Genomic DNA, 19298 nt, shown 5'->3' on the forward strand with positions numbered 1-19298 from the left:
GTCTCCCTACAGCCGGGCGTTGTGGATCGAGCTGACCAGGATGGCGCGCGCACCCAGCCCGTAGAGTTCGTCCATCACGTTGTTCATGTCGACCCGCGGGATCATCACCCGCACGGCGACCCAGTCGGGGTCGTGCAGCGAGGACACGGTGGGCGACTCGATGCCGGGGGCGAAGACGCAGGCGGCGTCGAGTTGCACCCGCGGGATGTCGTAGTCCATCAGCACGTACTGGCGGGCGACCAGCACCCCCTGCAACCGGCGGAGCAGGGTGGACACCCCCGGCTTCTCGTCTGCGGCGCTGATCAGCACGGCGGTGGATTCGAGGATGACCGGGCCGAAGATCTCCAGGCCCGCCTTGCGGAGCGTCGAGCCGGTGGAGACGACGTCGGCGACGGCATCCGCTACCCCGAGCTGCACGGCCGACTCGACGGCGCCGTCGAGGTTGACCAGGTCGACGCTCACGTCGTGCTCGGCGAGGAAACTGCCGACCAGTCCCGGGTAGCTCGTGGCCACGCGCACGCCGCCCAGGTCGGCGAGCGCGTCGAAGCGGCCAGCGGGACCGGCGAAGCGGAACGTGGACGAGCCGAAGTCGAGGCTGGCGATCTCGGTGGCGCTGGAGTGCGAGTCGAGCAGCAGGTCCCGGCCGGTGATGCCGACGTCGAGGGCGCCGCTGCCGACGTAGGTGGCGATGTCGCGGGGGCGGAGGTAGAAGAACTCGACGCCGTTGCGCGGGTCGGCGACGACGAGGTCGCGGGGGTCCCTGCGGCCGGTGTAACCGGCCTCGAACAGCATCTGGGCGGCGGTTTCGGACAACGAACCCTTGTTGGGCACGGCAATTCTGAGCATGGGACGGCTTTCAGGTGTGGGGGTCGACGCGGTCATCTGTGCAGGGCGGTCACAGATGTCGGTAGACGTCGGCCGGGGTCAGCCCCTTGGCCAGCATGAGCACCTGGAGGTGGTACAGCAGCTGGGAGATCTCCTCTGCCGCTTCGTCGTCGCTTTGGAACTCGGCGGCCATCCAGACTTCGGCGGCCTCTTCGACGATCTTCTTGCCGATGGCATGCACGCCGGCATCCAACTCGCGCACGGTGCCGGAACCCTCGGGCCGGGATGCGGCCTTCTCGCTGAGTTCGGCGAAGAGTTCGTCGAATGTTTTCACCTCTACAGGCTACTAGTGCGTGTGGTCGTTAGTGAGCACCCAGGTGAGCGTCCGCCGCCGCGCGGAGCAGCGCGATCTGTGTGGCCGGCTCTGCGGCATTGAACACGCTGGAGCCGGCCACGAAGGTGTCGGCGCCGGCCTCGGCGGCGGTCACGATGGTCTCCTCGTTGATGCCGCCGTCCACCTGCAGCCAGACGTCGAGGCCACTGCCCCGGACCGCGTCGCGCAGCGCGGTGAGCTTGGGCATCGTCGACGCCATGAACGACTGGCCGCCGAAGCCGGGCTCGACCGTCATCACCAGCACCTGGTCGAATTCCGGCAGCAGCTCGAGGTACGGCTCCACCGGGGTGCCGGGCTTCAGGGCGATTCCGGCCCGCGCGCCGATCGAACGCAGCGTGCGGGCCAGGCCCACGGCATCCGCTGCCGCTTCGGCGTGGAAGGTGACCGAGTATGCGCCGGCCTCGGCGTAGCCGGGCGCCCAGCGGTCGGGGTCGTCGATCATCAGGTGGACGTCGAGGGGCAGCGGCGAAACCTGCTGCAGCCGCTCGACCATGGTGAGGCCGAAGGTCAGGTTCGGCACGAAGTGGTTGTCCATGATGTCAACGTGCACCAGGTCGGCGGTACTGATGCGCCCGAGTTCGCGTTCGAAGTTGGCGAAATCGGCGGCGAGGATGCTGGGGTTGATCCGGGAGGGCATGGATTCACCCTACCGAGGATCAGAATTCCCCACGCGCGCACCGAACGCCCGCGCGACCCGGCACGCCGGGCAACGGGCGGTGCTGGTCAGGCGGTGCGGCTCAGAAGGGTGATGAACATGGCGTCGGTGCCGTGGCGGTGCGGCCACAACTGCACGCTGGTGCCTCCGCCCGGCGCGTCCGTTGTCGGGAGGTCGAGTGGGCTGCTGGAGAGGCCCTGCAGAACGGATGCCGTGTCGAGCCGGGTCACCCGGTCGCCCCATTTCTTCATCGCGGTGGCCACGATCCCCTTCGTCTCGGCCAGGTGCGGCGAGCAGGTGACGTAGGCGAGCACCCCGCCCGGCTTGAGCGCCCCGAGGGCCGCGTCGATCAGGTCGGACTGCAGCCCGGAGAGCGCGGCGACGTCGGCGGGCTGCTTGCGCCAGCGCGCCTCCGGCCGGCGGCGGAGGGCGCCGAGGCCGGTGCACGGGGCGTCGAGCAGGATCCGATCGAACTCGCCCGCGTGGTCGTCGGCGATCCGGGTTCCGTCGAGCTCCCACACCGGCACCTCGGCGGGCACCGGGGCGAGGGCGTTCCGCACCAGCTGTGCCCGGGCCGGCACCAGTTCGTTGGCGACCAGTTCGGCGCCGCCGGCGAGGGCTTCTGCGGCCAGCAGCGCCGCCTTGCCGCCGGGTCCGGCGCAGAGGTCGAGCCAGCGTTCTCCGGGCTGGACCGGGCGGGCCCGGCTGAGGGCGAGCGCGGCGAGCTGGGAGCCTTCGTCCTGCACCCGGATCCGGCCGTTGTGGGCATCGACCAGGTCGAACGGGTCCCCGCCGGCCAGCACGAACCCGATCGGCGAGTACGCGTCCGGCGCACCGAGGGTCGCGGTGCCGCCGGCCTCGGTGCCGCCGGTCGCGGTGTCGCCGGCCAGCCCGGGCAGGGCGACCATGTTGACCCGCGGCGGCGTGTTGTCGGCGGCGAGCAGGTCGACCAGTTCATCGCCGCGGCCTTCGTCGCGGAGCGCCTGCCGGAAGGCCCGCACCACCCAGACCGGATGCGAGAATTCGGCGGCCAGCCGGTCGTCGGCATTCTCCGCCTGGGCCAGGACCCGCTCCCGCCAGTCGTCGGCGCTGGTGCGGGAGATGGTGCGGAGCACCCCGTTGGTGAAGCCGACCGCGGACCGCGACGCCACCTGGCGGGCCAGCGACACCGATTCGTTGACCGCGGCGTGGGTGGCGACCCGGGTGCCGAGCAGCTGGTGGGTGCCGAGGCAGAGCACGTCGAGGACAGCGGGGTCGATGGCGCTGACCGGGCGCCCGGCGGCCAGGGCGATGACGCGGTCGTAGTAGCCCTGCATTCGCAGTGTGCCGTAGGTGAGTTCGGTGGCCAAGGCAGCGTCTGCGGTGTTCAGGGCGGCGCGCTTGATCCGCACCGGCAGCAGCAGATTGGCGTAGGCGTCGGACTCCCGCACCGCGGCGATCACCTCGTAGGCGACCCGGCGAGCCGGCTGCACGAAGTCGGAGCTGCGAGAGTCGCTCATGAGGCCACCAGTTCCCCGGCCCGGTCGGCGGCCGCGGCGGTGCCGCGCCACCAGTCCAGGGCCGGCATCGGTTTCTTGCCGGCCGGCTGCACCACCCGAAGCTCCACCGGAAGGGTGCCGGTGCCGACCAGGAGCCGGTTCTCGTGCAGCCTGATCGCTCCAGCGGGTTGCGCCGGCGCATCCGCTGCCGGTGCCACCTCGAGCAGCTTCAGCCGGCCGTCGCCGACGGTGGTGAACGCGCCGGGCTCTGGGGTGACGCCGCGCACCCGGCTCAGTACTGCCGTGGCCGGCGCTGCCCAGTCGACGCGGGCGTCGTCGATGGCGAGTTTGGGGGCGAGCGTGACCGACCCGACCTGCTCGAGCGGATGCGCGGTGCCGGCGGCGAGGTCGTCGACGACGGTGCCGAGCAGTTCCGCACCGTCATCGGCGAGGGCGCTGAGCAGCGAACCGGCCGTGTCGTCGGCGCCGATCGGCCGGGTGGTGGTGCCGAAGACCGGACCGGCGTCGAGCTCCGGCACGAGCTGGAACACCACGGCGCCGGTGATGTCGTCGCCGTTGATCACCGCGTGCTGCACCGGAGCGGCGCCGCGCCAGCGCGGCAGCAGCGAGAAGTGCAGGTTGACCCAGCCGAGGCGGGGCACGGAGAGCAGCGGCTCCCGCACCAGTCCGCCGTACGCGACGATGACGCCGAGGTCGGCGTGGAGCGCGTCGATCGCCGCGGTGGCGTCGGCGTCCAGCCGGTTGGTCTTCAGCACCGGCAGGCCGAGTTCCGCTGCTGCTGCGGCGACCGGCGACGGGGTGAGCACGCGCTTCCGGCCGAGCGGGGCATCCGTTCTGGTGACCACCGCGACGATGGAGTGGGGACCGGCGGCAAGGGCGCGCAGGGACGGCACGGCGGCCTCCGGGGTGCCGGCGAAGACGAGTTTCATTTAGAGCAGCTCCGGGTCATCGAATCGTACTTTGAGTGTAGGCGGCGGGCGGAAGGCGCCGGCCGCGGACTTCCGCCGCCGGCTGGCGTTCCGCACGATCGCGGCCTTCAGCGCGTGCGCGACGGAGTCGCCGGTGTTGTAGGCGAAGCGCACGATCGCGCGCACCAGGCCGGGTTCGGTGCTGACCGGGCCGAGCACGTCAAGCCCGTCGATCGCCGCCAGGTCGGCGAGTGCGGCCTCGACGCCGTCGACGGTGCCGGTGACGGATGCGACCCGCACGGCCGGCGGGAAGCGGAGGGTGCGTCGGTCAGCGAGTTCGGTTGCGGCGTACGCCCCTTGCTGCCAGGCGTTGAGGGCGCGGGCGAGGGCGCCGCCGACCCCGACCAGGACCACGCTGGCGCCGGGCGCGGCCAGCGCGGCCGCGTTCGACCACCAGCGGAGGCAGTCCTCCCCCACGCGCAGGGACTCGCGGGCGAGCATCCGTTCGCCATCGAGGAGCAGGATGGAACGGTAGCCGCCGGCCGGGATGGGTTCGGCGCCGCGGGTGGCGATGACCAGGGCGGGCTCGGCGCCGAGTTGCTGGACGGTGTGCTCGCCGTCGGCGACGATCACACGCACGCCGGGGAAGGCCCGGCCGAGTTCTTCGGCGGTGCGGGCGGTCCCCACGGTGACCAGCCGGTACTGGCGGCCATCGCAGTGGCTGCACTGCCACGCCACGGCGAGGGCGCCGCACCAGCGGCAGGACGGGGTGGCGCCGGCTGAGGCGATCCCGAGGGGGCCCTGGCAGCGCGTGCAGCGGGCCGACTGCGTGCAGGTCTGGCAGGCCAGGACCGGGGCGTATCCGGGGCTCGCTACCTGCACCAAGACCGGGCCGGAGTCGAGGGCGTCCCGCGCTGCCTTCCACGCCGCGGACGGGATGCGCGCCGCGCGGGCCTCGGCGACCAGGGCGCCCTGGAAGTCGGTCGGGATCACCCTCGGGTGGGAGGACTTCGCCGGGTGCACCTCGCCCAGCCAGCCGAGCTCGACCAGGCGCTCCGCCTCGACACTGCGCGAGTGGCCGAGCAACACCAGGGCGCACCCGCTGTGCTGCTGGCGCACCAGCGCCGCGTCGCGGGTGTGCACGTAGGGGCTGAGCGGTTCGGCGTGCAGCGGGTCACCGTCGTCCCACACGGCGACCAGGCCGAGCTGGGCGGCCGGCGCGTAGACCGCCGAACGGTTGCCGAGGATGATCCGGGGTTCCGCGCCGAGGCAGGCGAGGAACGCCCGGTAGCGGTCAGCGCCGGGTTGCCGGGCGTCCACCCGGCTCACGGTGCCGGCCGGGGCGAGCTGGTCGAGGGCGGCCTGAACCTGGTCCTGGTCGCGGTAGTCGGGCACGGCGAGGATGGCGGAGCGGCCGGAGGCCAGGGTGGCGACGGCGAGTTCGGCGAGGGTGAGCGCCCACCGCCCGATGGTGCTGCCGCTCCCGGGGTTTGCCCCGACCGTGACCAGCTGCGGCACCGCTGAGACGGCGACCCGCAGCCCGTCGGCGATCACGGCGCCCAGCGCGCCCGCCGGGTAGTCGGCGAAGAACGGGGTGGCGGCCGGTCCGCCGCGTGCGTCCTCGGGAGTCCCCGGTGCGGCCGCGGGCTTATCAATCGGCGCGCCGGCGGGCTCGTCGGCCGGCGCGGCGGCCGGCCGGCCGACGTCCGCCGCATCGACCGCCGCAGCCCGGGCGGCGAGCCAGGCCTTCTCCACCCGGACCTGGCGCGGCGGAACGGCCAGCCGGATGATGTCGCTGGCATTGCCGGCTGCGCGGTCGGCAACGGCGCGGGCCAGCGCCCAGACCTCCGGTGTGAGAACCGGTGCCCGGGAGACGACGGCTTCGATCGGGCTGAGCGTCCCCTGGAAGCCGGTCGCGCCACTCGTCGCCGGGTCCAGCACCTCGACCAGGTAGCCGGTGGCGACCCGGCCGGCGGAGCGAAGCGTGACCTTGACCCGCACGCCGGGCCGGGCATCCGCTTCGAGTTCGGCGGGAATGGCGTAGTCGAAGAGGTGATCGAGCTGCGGGAGTGGCGAATCGATGACCACGCGGCCCACCCGCACCGCCCCGGTCACGCCGCCCCCTCCCGCGAACCCGCAGTTGTTGGGCTTAAGAGTCGCGGATAACCCCGACTACTGCAGTTTCGCGGAACACGGACGGGGAGGACGGGCACTCAGAGTCCGGCCGCGCTTCTCAGGTCGTCGACCCGGTCGAGCTTCTCCCAGGTGAAGTCGGGAAGCTCGCGGCCGAAGTGGCCGTAGCTCGCCGTCTGCGCGTAGATCGGGCGCAGCAGGTCGAGCGAGCGGACGATCGCGGCGGGCCGCAGGTCGAAGACGTCGGTGATCGCCCGGGTGATCTGCGCATCGGGCAGGGCGCCGGTACCGAAGGTCTCGACGTAGAGCCCGACCGGTGCGGCCTTGCCGATGGCGTAGGCGACCTGCACCTCGAGCCGCTCGGCGAGGCCGGCGGCGACGGCGTTCTTCGCCACCCAGCGCATGGCGTATGCGGCGGAGCGGTCGACCTTGGACGGGTCCTTGCCGCTGAACGCGCCGCCGCCGTGCCGGCTGGAGCCGCCGTAGGTGTCGATGATGATCTTGCGGCCGGTCAGGCCGGCGTCACCCTGCGGGCCCCCGATCTCGAACCGGCCGGTCGGATTGATCAGGGTCTGCACGCCGGAGGAGTCGAGGTCCACCGCGGCGAGCACCGGACGGATGACGAGTTCCTCGACCTCGGCGCGCAACCGGTGTGTTGAGACCGACGGGGCGTGCTGGGTCGAGACGACGACGGTTTCCACCGTGCGCGGGGTGATCCCCTCGTACCCTATGGTCACCTGGGTCTTGCCGTCCGGACGGAGCCAGGTGAGCTCCCCCGACTTGCGCACGGCCGCGAGGCGTTCCGCGAGGCGGTGCGCGATCCAGATGGGGATCGGCATGAGCGACGGGGTCTCCCGGGTGGCATAGCCGAACATGATGCCCTGGTCGCCGGCGCCCTGCCGGTCGAAGTCGTCGACGCTGGCCTGCTCCCGGGTCTCGTACGCATCGTCCACGCCCTGTGCGATGTCAGGCGATTGCCCGCCGATGGAGATCTCGACGCCGCAGGAGCGGCCGTCGAACCAGACGTCCGAGGAGTTGTAGCCGATGTCGGTGATGCATTTGCGCACGATCGACGGGATTTCGACGTACGCCTCTGTGGTCACCTCGCCGGCGACGTGCACCAGCCCGGTGGTGACCAGCGTCTCGACGGCAACCCGGCTATGCGGGTCCTCGGTGAGGAGCGCGTCGAGGATGGTGTCGGAGATTTGGTCGCAGATCTTGTCGGGGTGGCCCTCGGTGACTGATTCTGACGTGAAAAGACGAAGGTCGCTCATCTGGCCTATCTCTGTATGTGCCGGTCTGTATGTGCCGGCCTGTGTGCATGCCGGTCTGTGTGCGGGGCTACGCGGACGGCCGCGTGACCACCGCATCGAGAATGCGGTCCGCCACCAGCATTTTGGTTCCGGATGCCCTTGTCACTATATCTCCGGACCGGTCGATCAGGACGACATCGTTTCCGTCTGTGGCGAAGCCTTCGCTCCAGCCGACCCGGTTGATGACCAGGTAGTCGCAGCCCTTGCGGGCGATCTTGCCGCGGCCGAGCTCCAGCAGCGCATCGGCGTCTGTTTCGGTCTCGGCGGCGAAGCCGACGATCACCTGCTCGCGCGGGCGGTCGGCCGACAACCCCACCAGCACGTCGGGGTTCTTGACCAGCTCGATCGTGAGCGTGTCGCCGGTGTCTTCCTTCTTGATCTTCGCATCCCGCACAGACACCGGCCGGTAGTCGGCGACGGCGGCCGCCATGATGACCAGGTCCGCGTCGGCGGCGGCGGCGCGCATCGCTGTCTCCAGTTCGAGTGCGGTGGCCACCGGAACCAGTGTGACGCCCTCCGGCGGCGGCACCTCCAGGTGCGCGGCCACCAGGGTGACCGAGGCCCCGCGGGACACGGCGGCGGAGGCCAGGGCGATGCCCTGCTTGCCGCTGGACCGGTTCCCCAGGAACCGCACCGGGTCGAGTGGCTCACGGGTTCCGCCGGCGCTGATCACGATGTTCATCCCGGCGAGATCCGGTTCGACAGCGGATGCCGTGTGCGCCGGCTCTGCGACGGAACCGGCGGCCTCGAGCGCGGCCAGAGCGGCGGCCACAATGGTCTCTGGCTCCGCCATCCGGCCCGCGCCGACGTCGGACCCGGTGAGCTGGCCGGTGCCGGGGCCGACGACGATCACGCCGCGGGAGCGGAGGGTGGCGATGTTGGCGATCGTGGCCGGGTTGTTCCACATCTCGGTGTGCATCGCCGGCGCGATCACCAGGGGCGCGGTGCTGGCCAGGATGGTGTTGCCGAGCAGGTCGTCGGCGAGGCCGGCCGCGAGTTTCGCGATGCTGTTCGCCGTCGCCGGCGCGACCACGATGAGGTCGGCGGACTGGCCGATGGCCACGTGCCGCACTTCTGCGACCCCCTCGTAGAGGTCGGTGTGCACCGGGTTACGGGAGATGGCCTCCAGCGTCGGCTTCCCGACGAACCGGAGCGCGGCATCCGTCGCGACCACCTGCACGACATCCCCGTGCAGCACGAAAGCGCGCACGACACCGACGGCTTTGTATGCAGCGATGCCACCGGTGATACCGACGACGATCGTGCGAGCTGGCGACATCCTGCGCGCTGGGGTGATGTGCTGTGGTGCTATTCGGCGATCGGGCGGGAAACGAGCTTGTCCTCGTTGATCTCGCGAAGCGCCACGGACAGCGGCTTGTCGTCGATGGTCGAGTCGACCAGCGGTCCGACGTTGTCGAACAGGCTGCCTTCGTGCAGGTCGGCGTAGTAGTCGTTGATCTGGCGGGCCCGCTTGGAGGCGAAGATGACCAGGGCGTACTTCGAGTCGACCTTGGAGAGCAGGTCGTCGATGGGCGGGTCGATGATTCCGGTGGGCTTGGTAGCCATGGGAGACACTCCTTTAGTGCTGTAGCGGTGCGTCGAAACGGACGCACGAAATCAAGGCTGGCGCGTTTACGAGCGCGACAATGCCTTGCGAATCTGCATCAAGTCTACGACCTCGCGGGCTGCTTCTGCCACGTCATGGTTCACGACCCGGTAATCGAACTCCCCCTGGGCCGCCAATTCAAGCTTCGCGGTCTCCAAACGGCGGGCCTGTTCCGCGGAATCCTCGGTGTCGCGCCCGATCAGGCGACGCACCAGTTCTTCCCAGGTGGGGGGAAGCAGGAAGACCAGGGTGGCTTCCGGCATGGCGCGGCGCACCGCCCGTGCGCCCTGCAAGTCGATCTCCAGTAGAACGCTGTTGCCGGATGCGATCGCCTGGTCAACCGGACCGCGCGGGGTCCCGTACCGGTACGCGTTGTGCACGGTCGCCCACTCGAGCAGCTCCCCCGCTTCCACCATCCGGTCGAATTCGGCGTCATCGACGAAGTAGTAGCTGACGCCCTCGGTCTCGCCCGGGCGCGGGGCGCGAGTGGTGGCCGACACCGAGAGTCGCACGTCGGGGTAGTTCTCCCTGATGTGCGCGGCGACGGTGCCCTTTCCCACGGCGGTGGGCCCGGCCAGGACCACCAGGCTGGAGTGGGTCTCCGCCCGGCGGGAGGTGGGCTTGGTGGAGAGGAAGTCGCGGAGCCGTTCACGCTGGTGCACGCCGAGGCCGCCGAGGCGCTTGTTCGACGAGATGACCAGTTGATCCATCAGGCGGTGCATCTTGGTGACGCCGATCGCCGGGATGCTGGTGAGGAGCTCGGTGACCCGGAGCCGCCCTTCCACCCCGTGCGGGTCCTTCACCGCGGCGGAGAGAACCTCCAGTGCGGTGCGCTCCCCCGCCGCGACCTGGGCCTTGACTTCGGCCCGGGCGCGACGGGCGGCGACGGCTGCGCGGGACGCCGCGACGCGGTCGACCTCGGGCGGCTGGGGGCGGTTGTCAGGCACGGGGCCCTCCTGGTGTCGGTGTCGATGGTGCCGGTGGCGGTGCGGTCGGTGCGTGCCGTGCGGTCGGTGCGGGCGGTGTCGGTGTTGCCGGTGTCGATGCCGTCGTGCGCACCTCGTCGGCGCGTCGGGCGATCGCGTCACGGATGCGGCCGGGACCGGCGGCGAGCACGCTGCGCGACTCACTCACGATCACCGCGGGCGCGTACGCGCCGAACAGTTCGGACAATTGTGCCACGTCGGCGCCCTGATGGCCGAAGCCGGGGGCAAGTACCGGCGTGAACGGGGCGGAGGGGGCGGCCCGCACGTCGACGCCGAAAGTGGCGAGGTCGAGCGTGGCGCCCAGCACGACGCCGAGGGACCCGATGGGCACAGCACAGGCAGCGGATGCCGCGCGGTTGCGCTCCGCCACGTCGGCAAGGACCGCACCGGCGACCGTGAGCCCGGCGGCCGGCCCGTCCTGAACGACGGCGCGCTGCAGCACGGCGGCTTCCGGGTTGGAGGTGGCGGCGAGCAGGAACAGGCCCTTGCCGGCCGCGACGGCCAATTCGATGGCGGGGCCCAGGGATCCGACTCCCATGTAGGTGCTGACGGTGAGGGCGTCGGCTTCGAGCGGGGATCCCGCCGTCAGCCACGCCTGGCCGTAGCCCGCCATGGTGGTGCCGAGGTCTCCGCGCTTGGCGTCGGCGATCGACAGCAGGCCGGCATCGCGGGCATCCGCCAGCACCCGCTCCAGGGCGGCGAAGCCCGCCGAGCCGAACCGCTCGAAGAACGCCACCTGGGGTTTCACGATCCCGGCGCTGCCAGCGGCGGCCTCGACAACACGGCGACCGAATTCCTCGGCGCCGGCCGCGGAATCGGGCAGGCCCCACTCGTGCAGCAACCAGGCGTGCGGATCGATGCCCACGCAGAGCGGGCCCCGGCCGGCGAAAACGGCCGCCAGCCGGTGCCCGAACGCCTGGGCCTGGATCATCGCGCCGCCGTGAGCAGGGCGGCGTCGCGCGCGATCGCGTATTCCTGCAGTGACGTGACCTCGAAGCCGGCCCGGATGGCGTCGATCGAGCCGACGGCGGCGGAGAGCTCGGCGATCGTCGTGAACAGGGGCAGGTCCGCCGCAACGGCCGCCGCCCGGATCTCATACCCGTCGGCGCGGGCGGTACGGCCACCCGGCGTGTTGATGACGATGTGCACCTCTTCGCGCTTGATCAGTTCCACGATCGACTCGTCGGCCGAGTCCCCCGCGACACCCGATTTCTCGCTGAACTTCCGCACGATCCGGGCGTCGATGCCATGGCGCGCCAGCACCTCGGCGGTGCCCTCGGTCGCGACGATGTCGTAGCCCAGCTGCTGCAGGCGCAGCACCGGCAACACGATGGCGCGCTTGTCGCGGTCTGAGACCGAGACGAACACCGTGCCGGAGAGCGGGATGCCGCCGTAGGCGGCGAGCTGGCTCTTCGCGAACGCACGCGGGAAGTCCCGGTCGATGCCCATGACCTCGCCGGTGGAACGCATCTCCGGGCCGAGCACCGAGTCGACGACGTCGCCGCCCGGGGTGCGGAACCGCTTGAACGGGAGCACGGCTTCCTTCACCGCGACCGGGGCGTCCATCGGCACCCGGGAGCCGTCGATGAGCGGCAGCTGTCCCCCAGCCTTCAGCTCGGCGATGGTGCGGCCGACCATGATCAGCGACGCGGCCTTGGCCAGGGTGATGCCGAGGGCCTTGGCGACGAACGGCACCGTGCGGGAGGCACGCGGGTTGGCTTCGAGCACGTAGAGCACCCCGGCGCCGATCGCGAACTGCACGTTCAGCAGCCCGCGCACGCCGATGCCCCGGGCGATCGCCAGGGTGGCCTCACGCACCCGGTCGATCTCCGCGCGGCCCAGGGTGACCGGCGGCAGGGTGCAGCTGGAGTCGCCGGAGTGGATGCCGGCTTCCTCGATGTGCTCCATCACGCCGCCGATGTACAGCTCGTGGCCGTCGTAGATGGCGTCGACGTCGATCTCGATCGCGTCGTCGAGGAACCGGTCCACCAACAGCGGATGCGACGGGCCGATGATGCCCTGTCCCTGCATCCGGGTGAAGTAGTCCGCCAGCGACGGGCTGTCGTAGACGATCTCCATGCCGCGGCCGCCGAGCACGTAGCTGGGGCGTACGAGCACCGGGTAGCCGATCTCCTCAGCCACGGCGACCGCGCCGGTGTAGTCGATGGCGGTGCCGTTCCGGGGGGCGAGGAGGTTCGCCTCCTCGAGGATGCGGCTGAATTCGCCGCGTTCCTCGGCCAGGTCGATGGCGGAGGGGGTGGTACCGAGGATGGGGATGCCCTCGGCTTCGAGGCCCTTGGCCAGGCCGAGCGCGGTCTGGCCACCGAGCTGCACGACCACGCCGACCAGTTCACCGCTGGCGCTCTCGGCGTGGATGACCTCGAGCACGTCTTCCAGGGTGAGCGGTTCAAAGTAGAGCCGGTCGGAGGTGTCGTAGTCGGTGGAGACCGTCTCCGGGTTGCAGTTGATCATGATGGTCTCGTAGCCGGCGTCGGAGAGCGCGAACGAGGCGTGCACGCAAGAGTAGTCGAACTCGACGCCCTGCCCGATCCGGTTCGGGCCGGAACCGAGGATGACGACCTTCTTGCGGTCGCTCGGGACGACCTCGGTCTCCTGGTCGTAGCTCGAGTAGTGGTACGGGGTGAGCGCGGGAAACTCGCCGGCGCAGGTGTCGACGGTCTTGAACACCGGGCGCACGCCGAGGATGTGCCGGATCTTGCGGACATCCGCTTCACCGAAGCCGCGGAGTTCGCCGATCTGGGCGTCGGAGAAGCCGTGGTCCTTGGCGAGCCTGAGGGTGTCGGTGTCGAGGGTGTCTGAACCGGCGACCCGGTCGGCGATGTCGTTGATCAGCACGATCTGGTCGATGAACCAGGGGTCGATCTTGGTGGCTTCGAAGACCTGCTCGATGCTGGCGCCCTTCCGGAGCGCCTGCTGCACGGTCACGATGCGGCCGTCGGTCGGGATCTCGGCGGCGACCAGCAGGTCTTCGAGGCTGCGGGTCTCTGCTCCCCAGTGGAACGACGACCCGCGCTTCTCCAGCGAGCGGAGCGCCTTCTGCAGCGCCGACGTGTAGCTGCGGCCGATGGCCATGGCCTCACCGACCGACTTCATGGTGGTGGTCAGGCGCGGGTCGGCGGCGGGGAACTTCTCGAACGCGAAGCGGGGCACCTTGACCACGACGTAGTCGAGGGTGGGTTCGAAGCTGGCCGGAGTCACCTTGGTGATGTCGTTCGGGATCTCGTCGAGCCGGTAGCCGATGGCCAGTTTCGCGGCGATCTTCGCGATCGGGAAGCCGGTGGCCTTCGACGCCAGCGCGCTGGAGCGGGACACCCGCGGGTTCATCTCGATGACGATGATCCGGCCGTCGGCGGGGTCGATCGCGAACTGGATGTTGCAGCCGCCGGTGTCGACGCCGACGGCGCGGATGATGTCGATGCCGATGTCGCGCAGCTTCTGGTATTCGCGGTCGGTGAGGGTGAGCGCGGGGGCGACCGTGATCGAGTCCCCGGTGTGCACGCCGACCGGGTCGACGTTCTCGATCGAGCAGACGACAACGGTGTTGTCGGCCGTGTCGCGCATGAGCTCGAGTTCGTATTCCTTCCAGCCGAGGATGGACTCCTCGAGGAGAACCTCGGTGGTGGGGCTCTGGTGCAGCCCGTCGCCGACGATCCGGCGGAGTTCGGCCTCGGTGTACGCGAACCCGGAACCGAGGCCACCCATCGTGAACGAGGGTCGCACCACCAGCGGGTAGCCGAGGTCCTCGGCGAAACCGACCGCCTCGTCGACGGTCCTCGCGATGAACGAGCGGGCGACGTCCGCCCCGGCCTCGATCACCAGGTCCTTGAAGATCTGGCGGTCCTCGCCCTTGTGGATGGCCTCGAACTTGGCGCCGATCAGCTCGACGTTGTACTTCTCGAGGATCCCCAGTTCGTGGAGCTGGATCGCCGCGTTCAGGGCGGTCTGCCCGCCCAGGGTGGGCAGTATCGCATCCGGTCGTTCCTTGATGATGATCGACTCGATGATCTCCGGGGTGATCGGTTCGATGTAGGTCGCGTCGGCGAAGTCCGGGTCGGTCATGATGGTGGCCGGGTTGGAGTTCACCAGGATGACGCGGACGCCCTCCTCGCGCAGTACCCGGCAGGCCTGGGTGCCGGAGTAGTCGAACTCGCAGGCCTGGCCGATCACGATCGGCCCCGAGCCGATGACGAGGACGCTGTTGATGTCGTCGCGCTTGGGCATTACTTGCTGTCTCCTGCTCCGGCGGCCGCGTTTCGGGCGACCACCACGTCCCTGAACCGGTCAAAAAGGTGGTTGGCGTCGTGCGGGCCGGCCGCGGACTCCGGGTGGTACTGCACGCTGAACGCGTCGATGTCGAGGCAGCGGATGCCCTCGACCACGTTGTCGTTGAGGCTGTAGTGGCTCACTTCGACCCGTCCGAAACCGGCACGGGAGTCGCTGACACCCTCGATCGGCATGTCGACGGCGAAGCCGTGGTTCTGCGAGGTGATCTCCACCCGCCCGGTGCTCTTGTCGAGGACCGGCTGGTTGATGCCGCGGTGGCCGAACGGCAGCTTGTAGGTGCGGAACCCGAGGGCGCGCCCGAGGAGCTGGTTGCCGAAGCAGATGCCGAAGTAGGGCAGGCCGGCGCGCAAACACTCCTGCAGCAGCGTGACGTGGGCGTCGCTGGCAGCCGGGTCGCCGGGGCCGTTGGAGAAGAACAACGCGTCGGGCTTCAGCGAGAGCACGTGATCGCTGGTGACCGACTGCGGCAGCACCAGCACCTCGAAGCCGCGTTCGGCGAGGTAGTCGAGGGTGGACTTCTTCACCCCCAGGTCCAGCACCGCCACCGACCCGATCCGCTCCCCCTGTGCCGGCACGCTGAACGGATCGACCGTCGACACCTGGTCGGAGAGGTTCTGGCCGCGCATCTGCGCGCCGGACTGCACCAGCTCGAGCTGCTCGCTGTCGGAGAGGGAGAACCGGTCGCCGGAGAAGACGCCGGCGCGCATGGCGCCGGCCGAGCGGATGTGGCGGGTGAGCGCGCGGGTGTCGATGCGGCTGATGCCGACGACACCGCCGGCCTCCAGGTCGGAGTCGAGGCTCCGCTGCGAGCGGAAGTTCGACACCGTGCGGGACGGCTCGCGGACCACGAATCCGGCGACCCAGATCCGGCGGGACTCCATGTCCTCGTCGTTGGCCCCGGTGTTGCCGATGTGCGGCGCGGTCATCAGAACGATCTGGCCGGCGTACGAGGGGTCGGTCAGGGTTTCCTGGTAGCCGGTCATGCCCGTGGCGAAGACGATCTCGCCGAGCGTCTGGCCGGTGGCACCGTAGGCGTCACCCACGAAGCGGCGGCCGTCCTCGAGGACGAGCACGGCGGGACCCGGCCGGGCGCCGGCCGTGGTGGCTGGCTCGTTCGCGGGCTCGTTCGTGCCGTCGGTGGCGGGCTTGCTGGTTGGGTCTGAGTAGCTCACGCTACGCCTCGCTTTCGGTGGTTCCAGAAGGGAAATTCGCTGCGGGAGCGATAGAACGGATCGCGTCGGTGAGCCGGGCACGGTCGGCCGGGTCTGTGACGCGGAAGTAGCTGTCGACATCCGTTGCCGGGCTGCCGGCGGTTGCCCCTGACGCGGGCGCCTCGGGAAGCCGCCAGCCGAGGAGCAGCAGCCCGTCGGACTCGACGGCGCGGTCGATGGTCCAGGTGGCGCGGCTGAGCCGGAGGACGGCGCCGACCGGGATGAACACGGGGCGCTCCCCCGCCAGGGCGAGGAGGACGCCGTCGGGGCGGACGGTGAGGTCGGCACGGGCCCGGAAGCCGAGCCCGCGGATGGCGAGGCGTTCCAGCGGCTGGTCGCGGGGGGTGGTGGCCACGTACAGGGCGGGCACGGTGGCGAGGCCCACAGCGTCGGTGTCCGGCACCGGGTAGCTCGCCTGGAGGCCGGCGTCGCGGGCGCGCCGCTTCCACCAGCTCCGTGCCATCAGCGCGAGGACGCCGAGCACCACGATGATGACGATGACGGTGGGGATGGCCCTATCCACGGCGTGGCTCCTTCGCGGTGCTGATCTGTTCCGGATCGCGCAGCACACCGTCGAGTACCGTCGGTCGGCCGCGGTGGAAGGTGGCCTGCACCCGTCCGGGCAGGGTCATCGCGAGGTAGGGCGAGTTGATGCCCTGCCCGGCGAGGTCGCCGGTGCCGAACACGCGGCTGGCTGCCGGGTCGTAGAGGGTGAGTTCTGCGGGCGCGCCGGCCTGTACAGGCCGGCCCTGGCCGTCCAGCCGTCCGATGCGGGCTGGGGTGCTGGAGAGCACCCGGGCGATATCGGCCCAGTCGAGGTGCCCGGTGGCGACCACCGAGGCGTGCACGACGGACAGCGCGGATTCGAGGCCGACCATGCCGTTGGCTGCCGCGTCCCACTCGCAGTCCTTGGCTTCGACCGGATGCGGGGCATGGTCGGTGGCGACGATGTCGATGGTGCCGTCGGCCAGGCCGGCCCGGAGCGCTTCGACGTCTTCCCGCCGGCGGAGCGGCGGATTCACCTTGTACCGGGCGTCATAGCCGGACACGAGTTCCTCGGTGAGGAGCAGGTGGTGCGGGGTGGCCTCGGCGGTCACCGGGATGCCACGGGCCTTCGCCCAGCGGATCACGTCGACCGAACCGGCGGTGGAGACGTGGCAGATGTGCAGGCGCGAGCCGACGTGTTCGGCCAGCAGCACGTCCCTGGCGATGATCGACTCCTCGGCGACCGCCGGCCAGCCGGCCAGGCCGAGGACGGCCGAGAGCGCTCCCTCGTTCATCTGGGCGCCCTGGGTGAGGCGGGGTTCCTGCGCGTGCTGGGCGACGACCCCGTCGAACGCCTTGACATATTCGAGGGCCCGGCGCATGAGGAGCGGGTCCGCGACGCAGTTGCCGTCATCGGAGAACACCCGCACCCGGGCCCTGCTGGCCGCCATGGCGCCCAGTTCGGCCAGCCTCTCGCCCGCCAGGCCGACGGTGACGGCGCCGATCGGCTGCACGGTGACGTAGCCGGCCTGCTCGCCGAGGGCGAGCACCTGCTCGACCACGCCGGCGGTGTCCTGCACCGGCGAGGTGTTGGCCATCGCGAAGATGCCGGTGAAGCCGCCGGCCGCGGCAGCCCGGCTGCCGGTGAGCACGGTCTCGCTCTGCTCGTAGCCGGGTTCCCTGAGGTGGGTGTGCAGGTCGACCAGGCCGGGCAGGGCGATCAGGCCGTCGGCGTCGACGCGGGTCGCCCCGGCCGCCGACAGCCCGGATCCGAGCTCGGTGATCAGCCCGCCGGCCAGCAGCAGGTCGGCCCGTGAACCGTCGGGCAGGGTGGCGCCCTGGATCAGGTAACGCTCGGTTGTTGGTGATTCCACCGACATCTATGAATCCTCCCGGTCACCGGACAACAGCAGGTACAGCGCGGCCATCCGCACTGAAACGCCATTGGTGACCTGTTCGCGCACTGTCGATTGGGCTGAATCGGCCGCCGCCGATGAAATTTCGAGGCCGCGGTTCATCGGCCCGGGGTGCATCACAATGGTATCCGGACCCAGCCGGCCGAACCGCGCGTTGTCGAGGCCCCAGCGCCTCGAGTACTCGCGGCTGTTGGGGAAGAAGGCGTCGCGCATCCGCTCGGCCTGGATGCGGAGCATCATCACCACGTCGGGGCCGGACGCGATCGCAGCGTCGAGGTCGAACCCGATCCTGGCGGGCCAGCCCGAGGTGTCGGAGGGCACCAGGGTGGGCGGCGCGACCAGTGTGACGTCGGCGCCGAGGCTCGCGAGCAGCCACAGGTTCGACCGGGCGACGCGCGAGTGCAGGATGTCGCCGACGATGGTGACCGTGACGCCGTCGAGGTCACGTCCGCGTGAGCCGGCGCCGTGCAGCCGGCGGCGGATGGTGAACGCGTCGAGGAGCGCCTGGGTGGGGTGTTCGTGGGTGCCGTCGCCGGCGTTGATGATACCCGCGTCGATCCAGCCGCTGTCGGCAAGCACCTGCGGCGCGCCGGAGGCGTGGTGACGGATGACCACCCCGTCGGCTCCCATCGCGGCGAGCGTCTGCGCGGTGTCTTTGAGGCTTTCGCCCTTCGACACGCTGGAGCCCTTGGCGCTGAAGTTGATCACGTCGGCGGAGAGCCGTTTCGCTGCGGCTTCGAATGAGATCCGGGTGCGGGTGGAGTCCTCGAAGAACAGGTTGACGACGGTCTTGCCGCGGAGGGTGGGGAGCTTCTTGACCTCGCGGGTGGCGACATCCGCCATGTCTTCGGCGATGTCGAGCAGGTCGATCGCCCGGTCGCGGCCGAGGTGCTGGGTGGAGAGCAGGTGCCTCATGCGCCGGCCTCGATGCCGGCCGTGCCGGCGCCGGTCGCGTCGCTGCGGGCAGTCTCGATGCTGACGAATTCGTCGCCGTCGGTCTCGACGAGGTGCACGTTGATGCGTTCGTCGGCGGAGCTGGGCAGGTTCTTGCCCACGAAGTCGGCGCGGATCGGCAGTTCCCGGTGCCCGCGGTCGACGAGCACGGCCAGGCGCACGCTCTTCGGCCGGCCGTGGTCGTTCAGCGCGTCGAGCGCGGCGCGGATGGTGCGACCGGAGTAAAGCACATCGTCGACCAGCACCACGGTCTTCCCGTCGATGCTGCCGGGCACGTGGGTGGGCGCGGGTGTGCGGGTCCGGGTGCGGGAGAGGTCATCCCGGTACATGGTGACGTCGAGGGCGCCCACCGCGACATCCGTCGCGCTGGGTTCGATCCTCTGGATCGTGTCGGCGATGCGGCGCGCCAGCAGCACACCCCGAGTGGGGATGCCGAGGATGACCAGGCCGTCCGGGCCGCGATTGGACTCCAGGATCTCGTGGGAGATCCGAGTCAGCGCACGATCGATGTCAGCTTGTTGCAGCACGGTGCGTGCCATCAAACCGACCTCCTTCCCCGTCTCACAGGACGGCTCTTAAAGGATGTCTGTTGTTACCGGGAGTGAGCT

At 70.4% G+C, this 19298-nt stretch carries 17 protein-coding genes; all 17 read right to left on the reverse strand.

The features are described from left to right. Positions 1–6: 6 nt before the first annotated feature. The 17 genes from hisG to pyrR all read right to left on the reverse strand — a co-directional run bounded on the left by hisG (position 7) and on the right by pyrR (position 19232). The gene (gene hisG / locus AB4Y94_RS09425; RefSeq protein WP_441727512.1) at positions 7–846 is read right to left on the reverse strand and encodes an ATP phosphoribosyltransferase; all 840 of its coding nucleotides are present in this window, start codon (positions 844–846) and stop codon (positions 7–9) included. A gap of 49 nt (positions 847–895) precedes the next feature. Then, on the reverse strand, positions 896–1159 hold the full coding sequence (locus AB4Y94_RS09430) for a phosphoribosyl-ATP diphosphatase (protein WP_441727514.1): 264 nt from the start codon (positions 1157–1159) through the stop codon (positions 896–898). Positions 1160–1187: 28 nt separating this feature from the next. Beyond that, the gene (gene rpe / locus AB4Y94_RS09435) at positions 1188–1856 is read right to left on the reverse strand and encodes a ribulose-phosphate 3-epimerase (RefSeq protein WP_441727516.1); all 669 of its coding nucleotides are present in this window, start codon (positions 1854–1856) and stop codon (positions 1188–1190) included. A gap of 86 nt (positions 1857–1942) precedes the next feature. Further along, positions 1943–3373, reverse strand: coding sequence for an RsmB/NOP family class I SAM-dependent RNA methyltransferase (locus AB4Y94_RS09440; RefSeq protein ID WP_441727518.1), 1431 nt, complete (start codon positions 3371–3373; stop codon positions 1943–1945). Next, a complete protein-coding gene (fmt, locus tag AB4Y94_RS09445) occupies positions 3370–4302 on the reverse strand; it encodes a methionyl-tRNA formyltransferase (protein WP_441727519.1) in 933 nt (310 codons plus the stop codon). The genes AB4Y94_RS09440 and fmt overlap by 4 nt, the downstream gene beginning before the upstream one ends. Then, entirely contained in the window at positions 4303–6396 is a 2094-nt protein-coding gene (locus tag AB4Y94_RS09450; RefSeq protein WP_441727521.1) for a primosomal protein N', read from the reverse strand. 98 nt (positions 6397–6494) lie between these two features. Then, positions 6495–7688, reverse strand: a complete 1194-nt coding sequence (gene metK / locus AB4Y94_RS09455) for a methionine adenosyltransferase (protein ID WP_441727522.1) — start codon at positions 7686–7688, stop codon at positions 6495–6497. A 67-nt stretch (positions 7689–7755) separates the two neighbouring features. Next, the gene (gene coaBC, locus AB4Y94_RS09460) at positions 7756–9006 is read right to left on the reverse strand and encodes a bifunctional phosphopantothenoylcysteine decarboxylase/phosphopantothenate--cysteine ligase CoaBC (protein ID WP_441727524.1); all 1251 of its coding nucleotides are present in this window, start codon (positions 9004–9006) and stop codon (positions 7756–7758) included. 29 nt (positions 9007–9035) lie between these two features. Next, positions 9036–9293 (reverse strand): DNA-directed RNA polymerase subunit omega, encoded by a 258-nt coding sequence (rpoZ, locus tag AB4Y94_RS09465; protein WP_441727526.1) that lies wholly within the window; start codon positions 9291–9293, stop codon positions 9036–9038. Between the two features lie 66 nt (positions 9294–9359). Continuing rightward, complete coding sequence (gene gmk / locus AB4Y94_RS09470) at positions 9360–10280, reverse strand: guanylate kinase (RefSeq protein ID WP_441727528.1); 921 nt, start codon at positions 10278–10280, stop codon at positions 9360–9362. Further along, positions 10273–11250: an orotidine-5'-phosphate decarboxylase gene (gene pyrF / locus AB4Y94_RS09475; protein WP_441727529.1), complete on the reverse strand. Its 978-nt coding sequence runs from the start codon at positions 11248–11250 to the stop codon at positions 10273–10275. The genes gmk and pyrF overlap by 8 nt, the downstream gene beginning before the upstream one ends. Then, on the reverse strand, positions 11247–14561 hold the full coding sequence (gene carB, locus AB4Y94_RS09480; protein WP_441727530.1) for a carbamoyl-phosphate synthase large subunit: 3315 nt from the start codon (positions 14559–14561) through the stop codon (positions 11247–11249). Before carB ends, pyrF begins: the two co-directional genes overlap by 4 nt. Then, positions 14561–15697: a glutamine-hydrolyzing carbamoyl-phosphate synthase small subunit gene (gene carA, locus AB4Y94_RS09485; protein WP_441727781.1), complete on the reverse strand. Its 1137-nt coding sequence runs from the start codon at positions 15695–15697 to the stop codon at positions 14561–14563. Before carA ends, carB begins: the two co-directional genes overlap by 1 nt. Positions 15698–15797: 100 nt before the next feature. Then, positions 15798–16358: a PH-like domain-containing protein gene (locus AB4Y94_RS09490; protein WP_441727532.1), complete on the reverse strand. Its 561-nt coding sequence runs from the start codon at positions 16356–16358 to the stop codon at positions 15798–15800. Continuing rightward, positions 16351–17700 (reverse strand): dihydroorotase, encoded by a 1350-nt coding sequence (locus AB4Y94_RS09495; RefSeq protein WP_441727533.1) that lies wholly within the window; start codon positions 17698–17700, stop codon positions 16351–16353. Before AB4Y94_RS09495 ends, AB4Y94_RS09490 begins: the two co-directional genes overlap by 8 nt. Then, positions 17701–18651 carry an aspartate carbamoyltransferase catalytic subunit gene (locus tag AB4Y94_RS09500; protein ID WP_441727535.1) on the reverse strand — a complete coding sequence of 317 codons (951 nt, stop codon included), beginning with the start codon at positions 18649–18651 and terminating at the stop codon, positions 17701–17703. It abuts the gene before it with no gap. Next, the gene (gene pyrR, locus AB4Y94_RS09505) at positions 18648–19232 is read right to left on the reverse strand and encodes a bifunctional pyr operon transcriptional regulator/uracil phosphoribosyltransferase PyrR (RefSeq protein WP_441727537.1); all 585 of its coding nucleotides are present in this window, start codon (positions 19230–19232) and stop codon (positions 18648–18650) included. Before pyrR ends, AB4Y94_RS09500 begins: the two co-directional genes overlap by 4 nt. Positions 19233–19298: the final 66 nt, after the last annotated feature.

This window comes from Glaciibacter sp. 2TAF33 (genome assembly GCF_052114945.1).
In the GTDB taxonomy this organism is placed as follows: domain Bacteria; phylum Actinomycetota; class Actinomycetes; order Actinomycetales; family Microbacteriaceae; genus Cryobacterium.

Coding starts and splice junctions, on each gene's coding strand:
- AB4Y94_RS09440 (WP_441727518.1), bottom strand. CDS start 3,373: ATGAGCGACTCTCGCAGCTCCGACTTCGTGCAGCCGGCTCGCCGGGTC.
- metK (WP_441727522.1), bottom strand. CDS start 7,688: ATGAGCGACCTTCGTCTTTTCACGTCAGAATCAGTCACCGAGGGCCAC.
- hisG (WP_441727512.1), bottom strand. CDS start 846: ATGCTCAGAATTGCCGTGCCCAACAAGGGTTCGTTGTCCGAAACCGCC.
- coaBC (WP_441727524.1), bottom strand. CDS start 9,006: ATGTCGCCAGCTCGCACGATCGTCGTCGGTATCACCGGTGGCATCGCT.
- fmt (WP_441727519.1), bottom strand. CDS start 4,302: ATGAAACTCGTCTTCGCCGGCACCCCGGAGGCCGCCGTGCCGTCCCTG.
- rpe (WP_441727516.1), bottom strand. CDS start 1,856: ATGCCCTCCCGGATCAACCCCAGCATCCTCGCCGCCGATTTCGCCAAC.
- carB (WP_441727530.1), bottom strand. CDS start 14,561: ATGCCCAAGCGCGACGACATCAACAGCGTCCTCGTCATCGGCTCGGGG.
- AB4Y94_RS09500 (WP_441727535.1), bottom strand. CDS start 18,651: ATGAGGCACCTGCTCTCCACCCAGCACCTCGGCCGCGACCGGGCGATC.
- pyrF (WP_441727529.1), bottom strand. CDS start 11,250: ATGATCCAGGCCCAGGCGTTCGGGCACCGGCTGGCGGCCGTTTTCGCC.
- rpoZ (WP_441727526.1), bottom strand. CDS start 9,293: ATGGCTACCAAGCCCACCGGAATCATCGACCCGCCCATCGACGACCTG.
- AB4Y94_RS09495 (WP_441727533.1), bottom strand. CDS start 17,700: ATGTCGGTGGAATCACCAACAACCGAGCGTTACCTGATCCAGGGCGCC.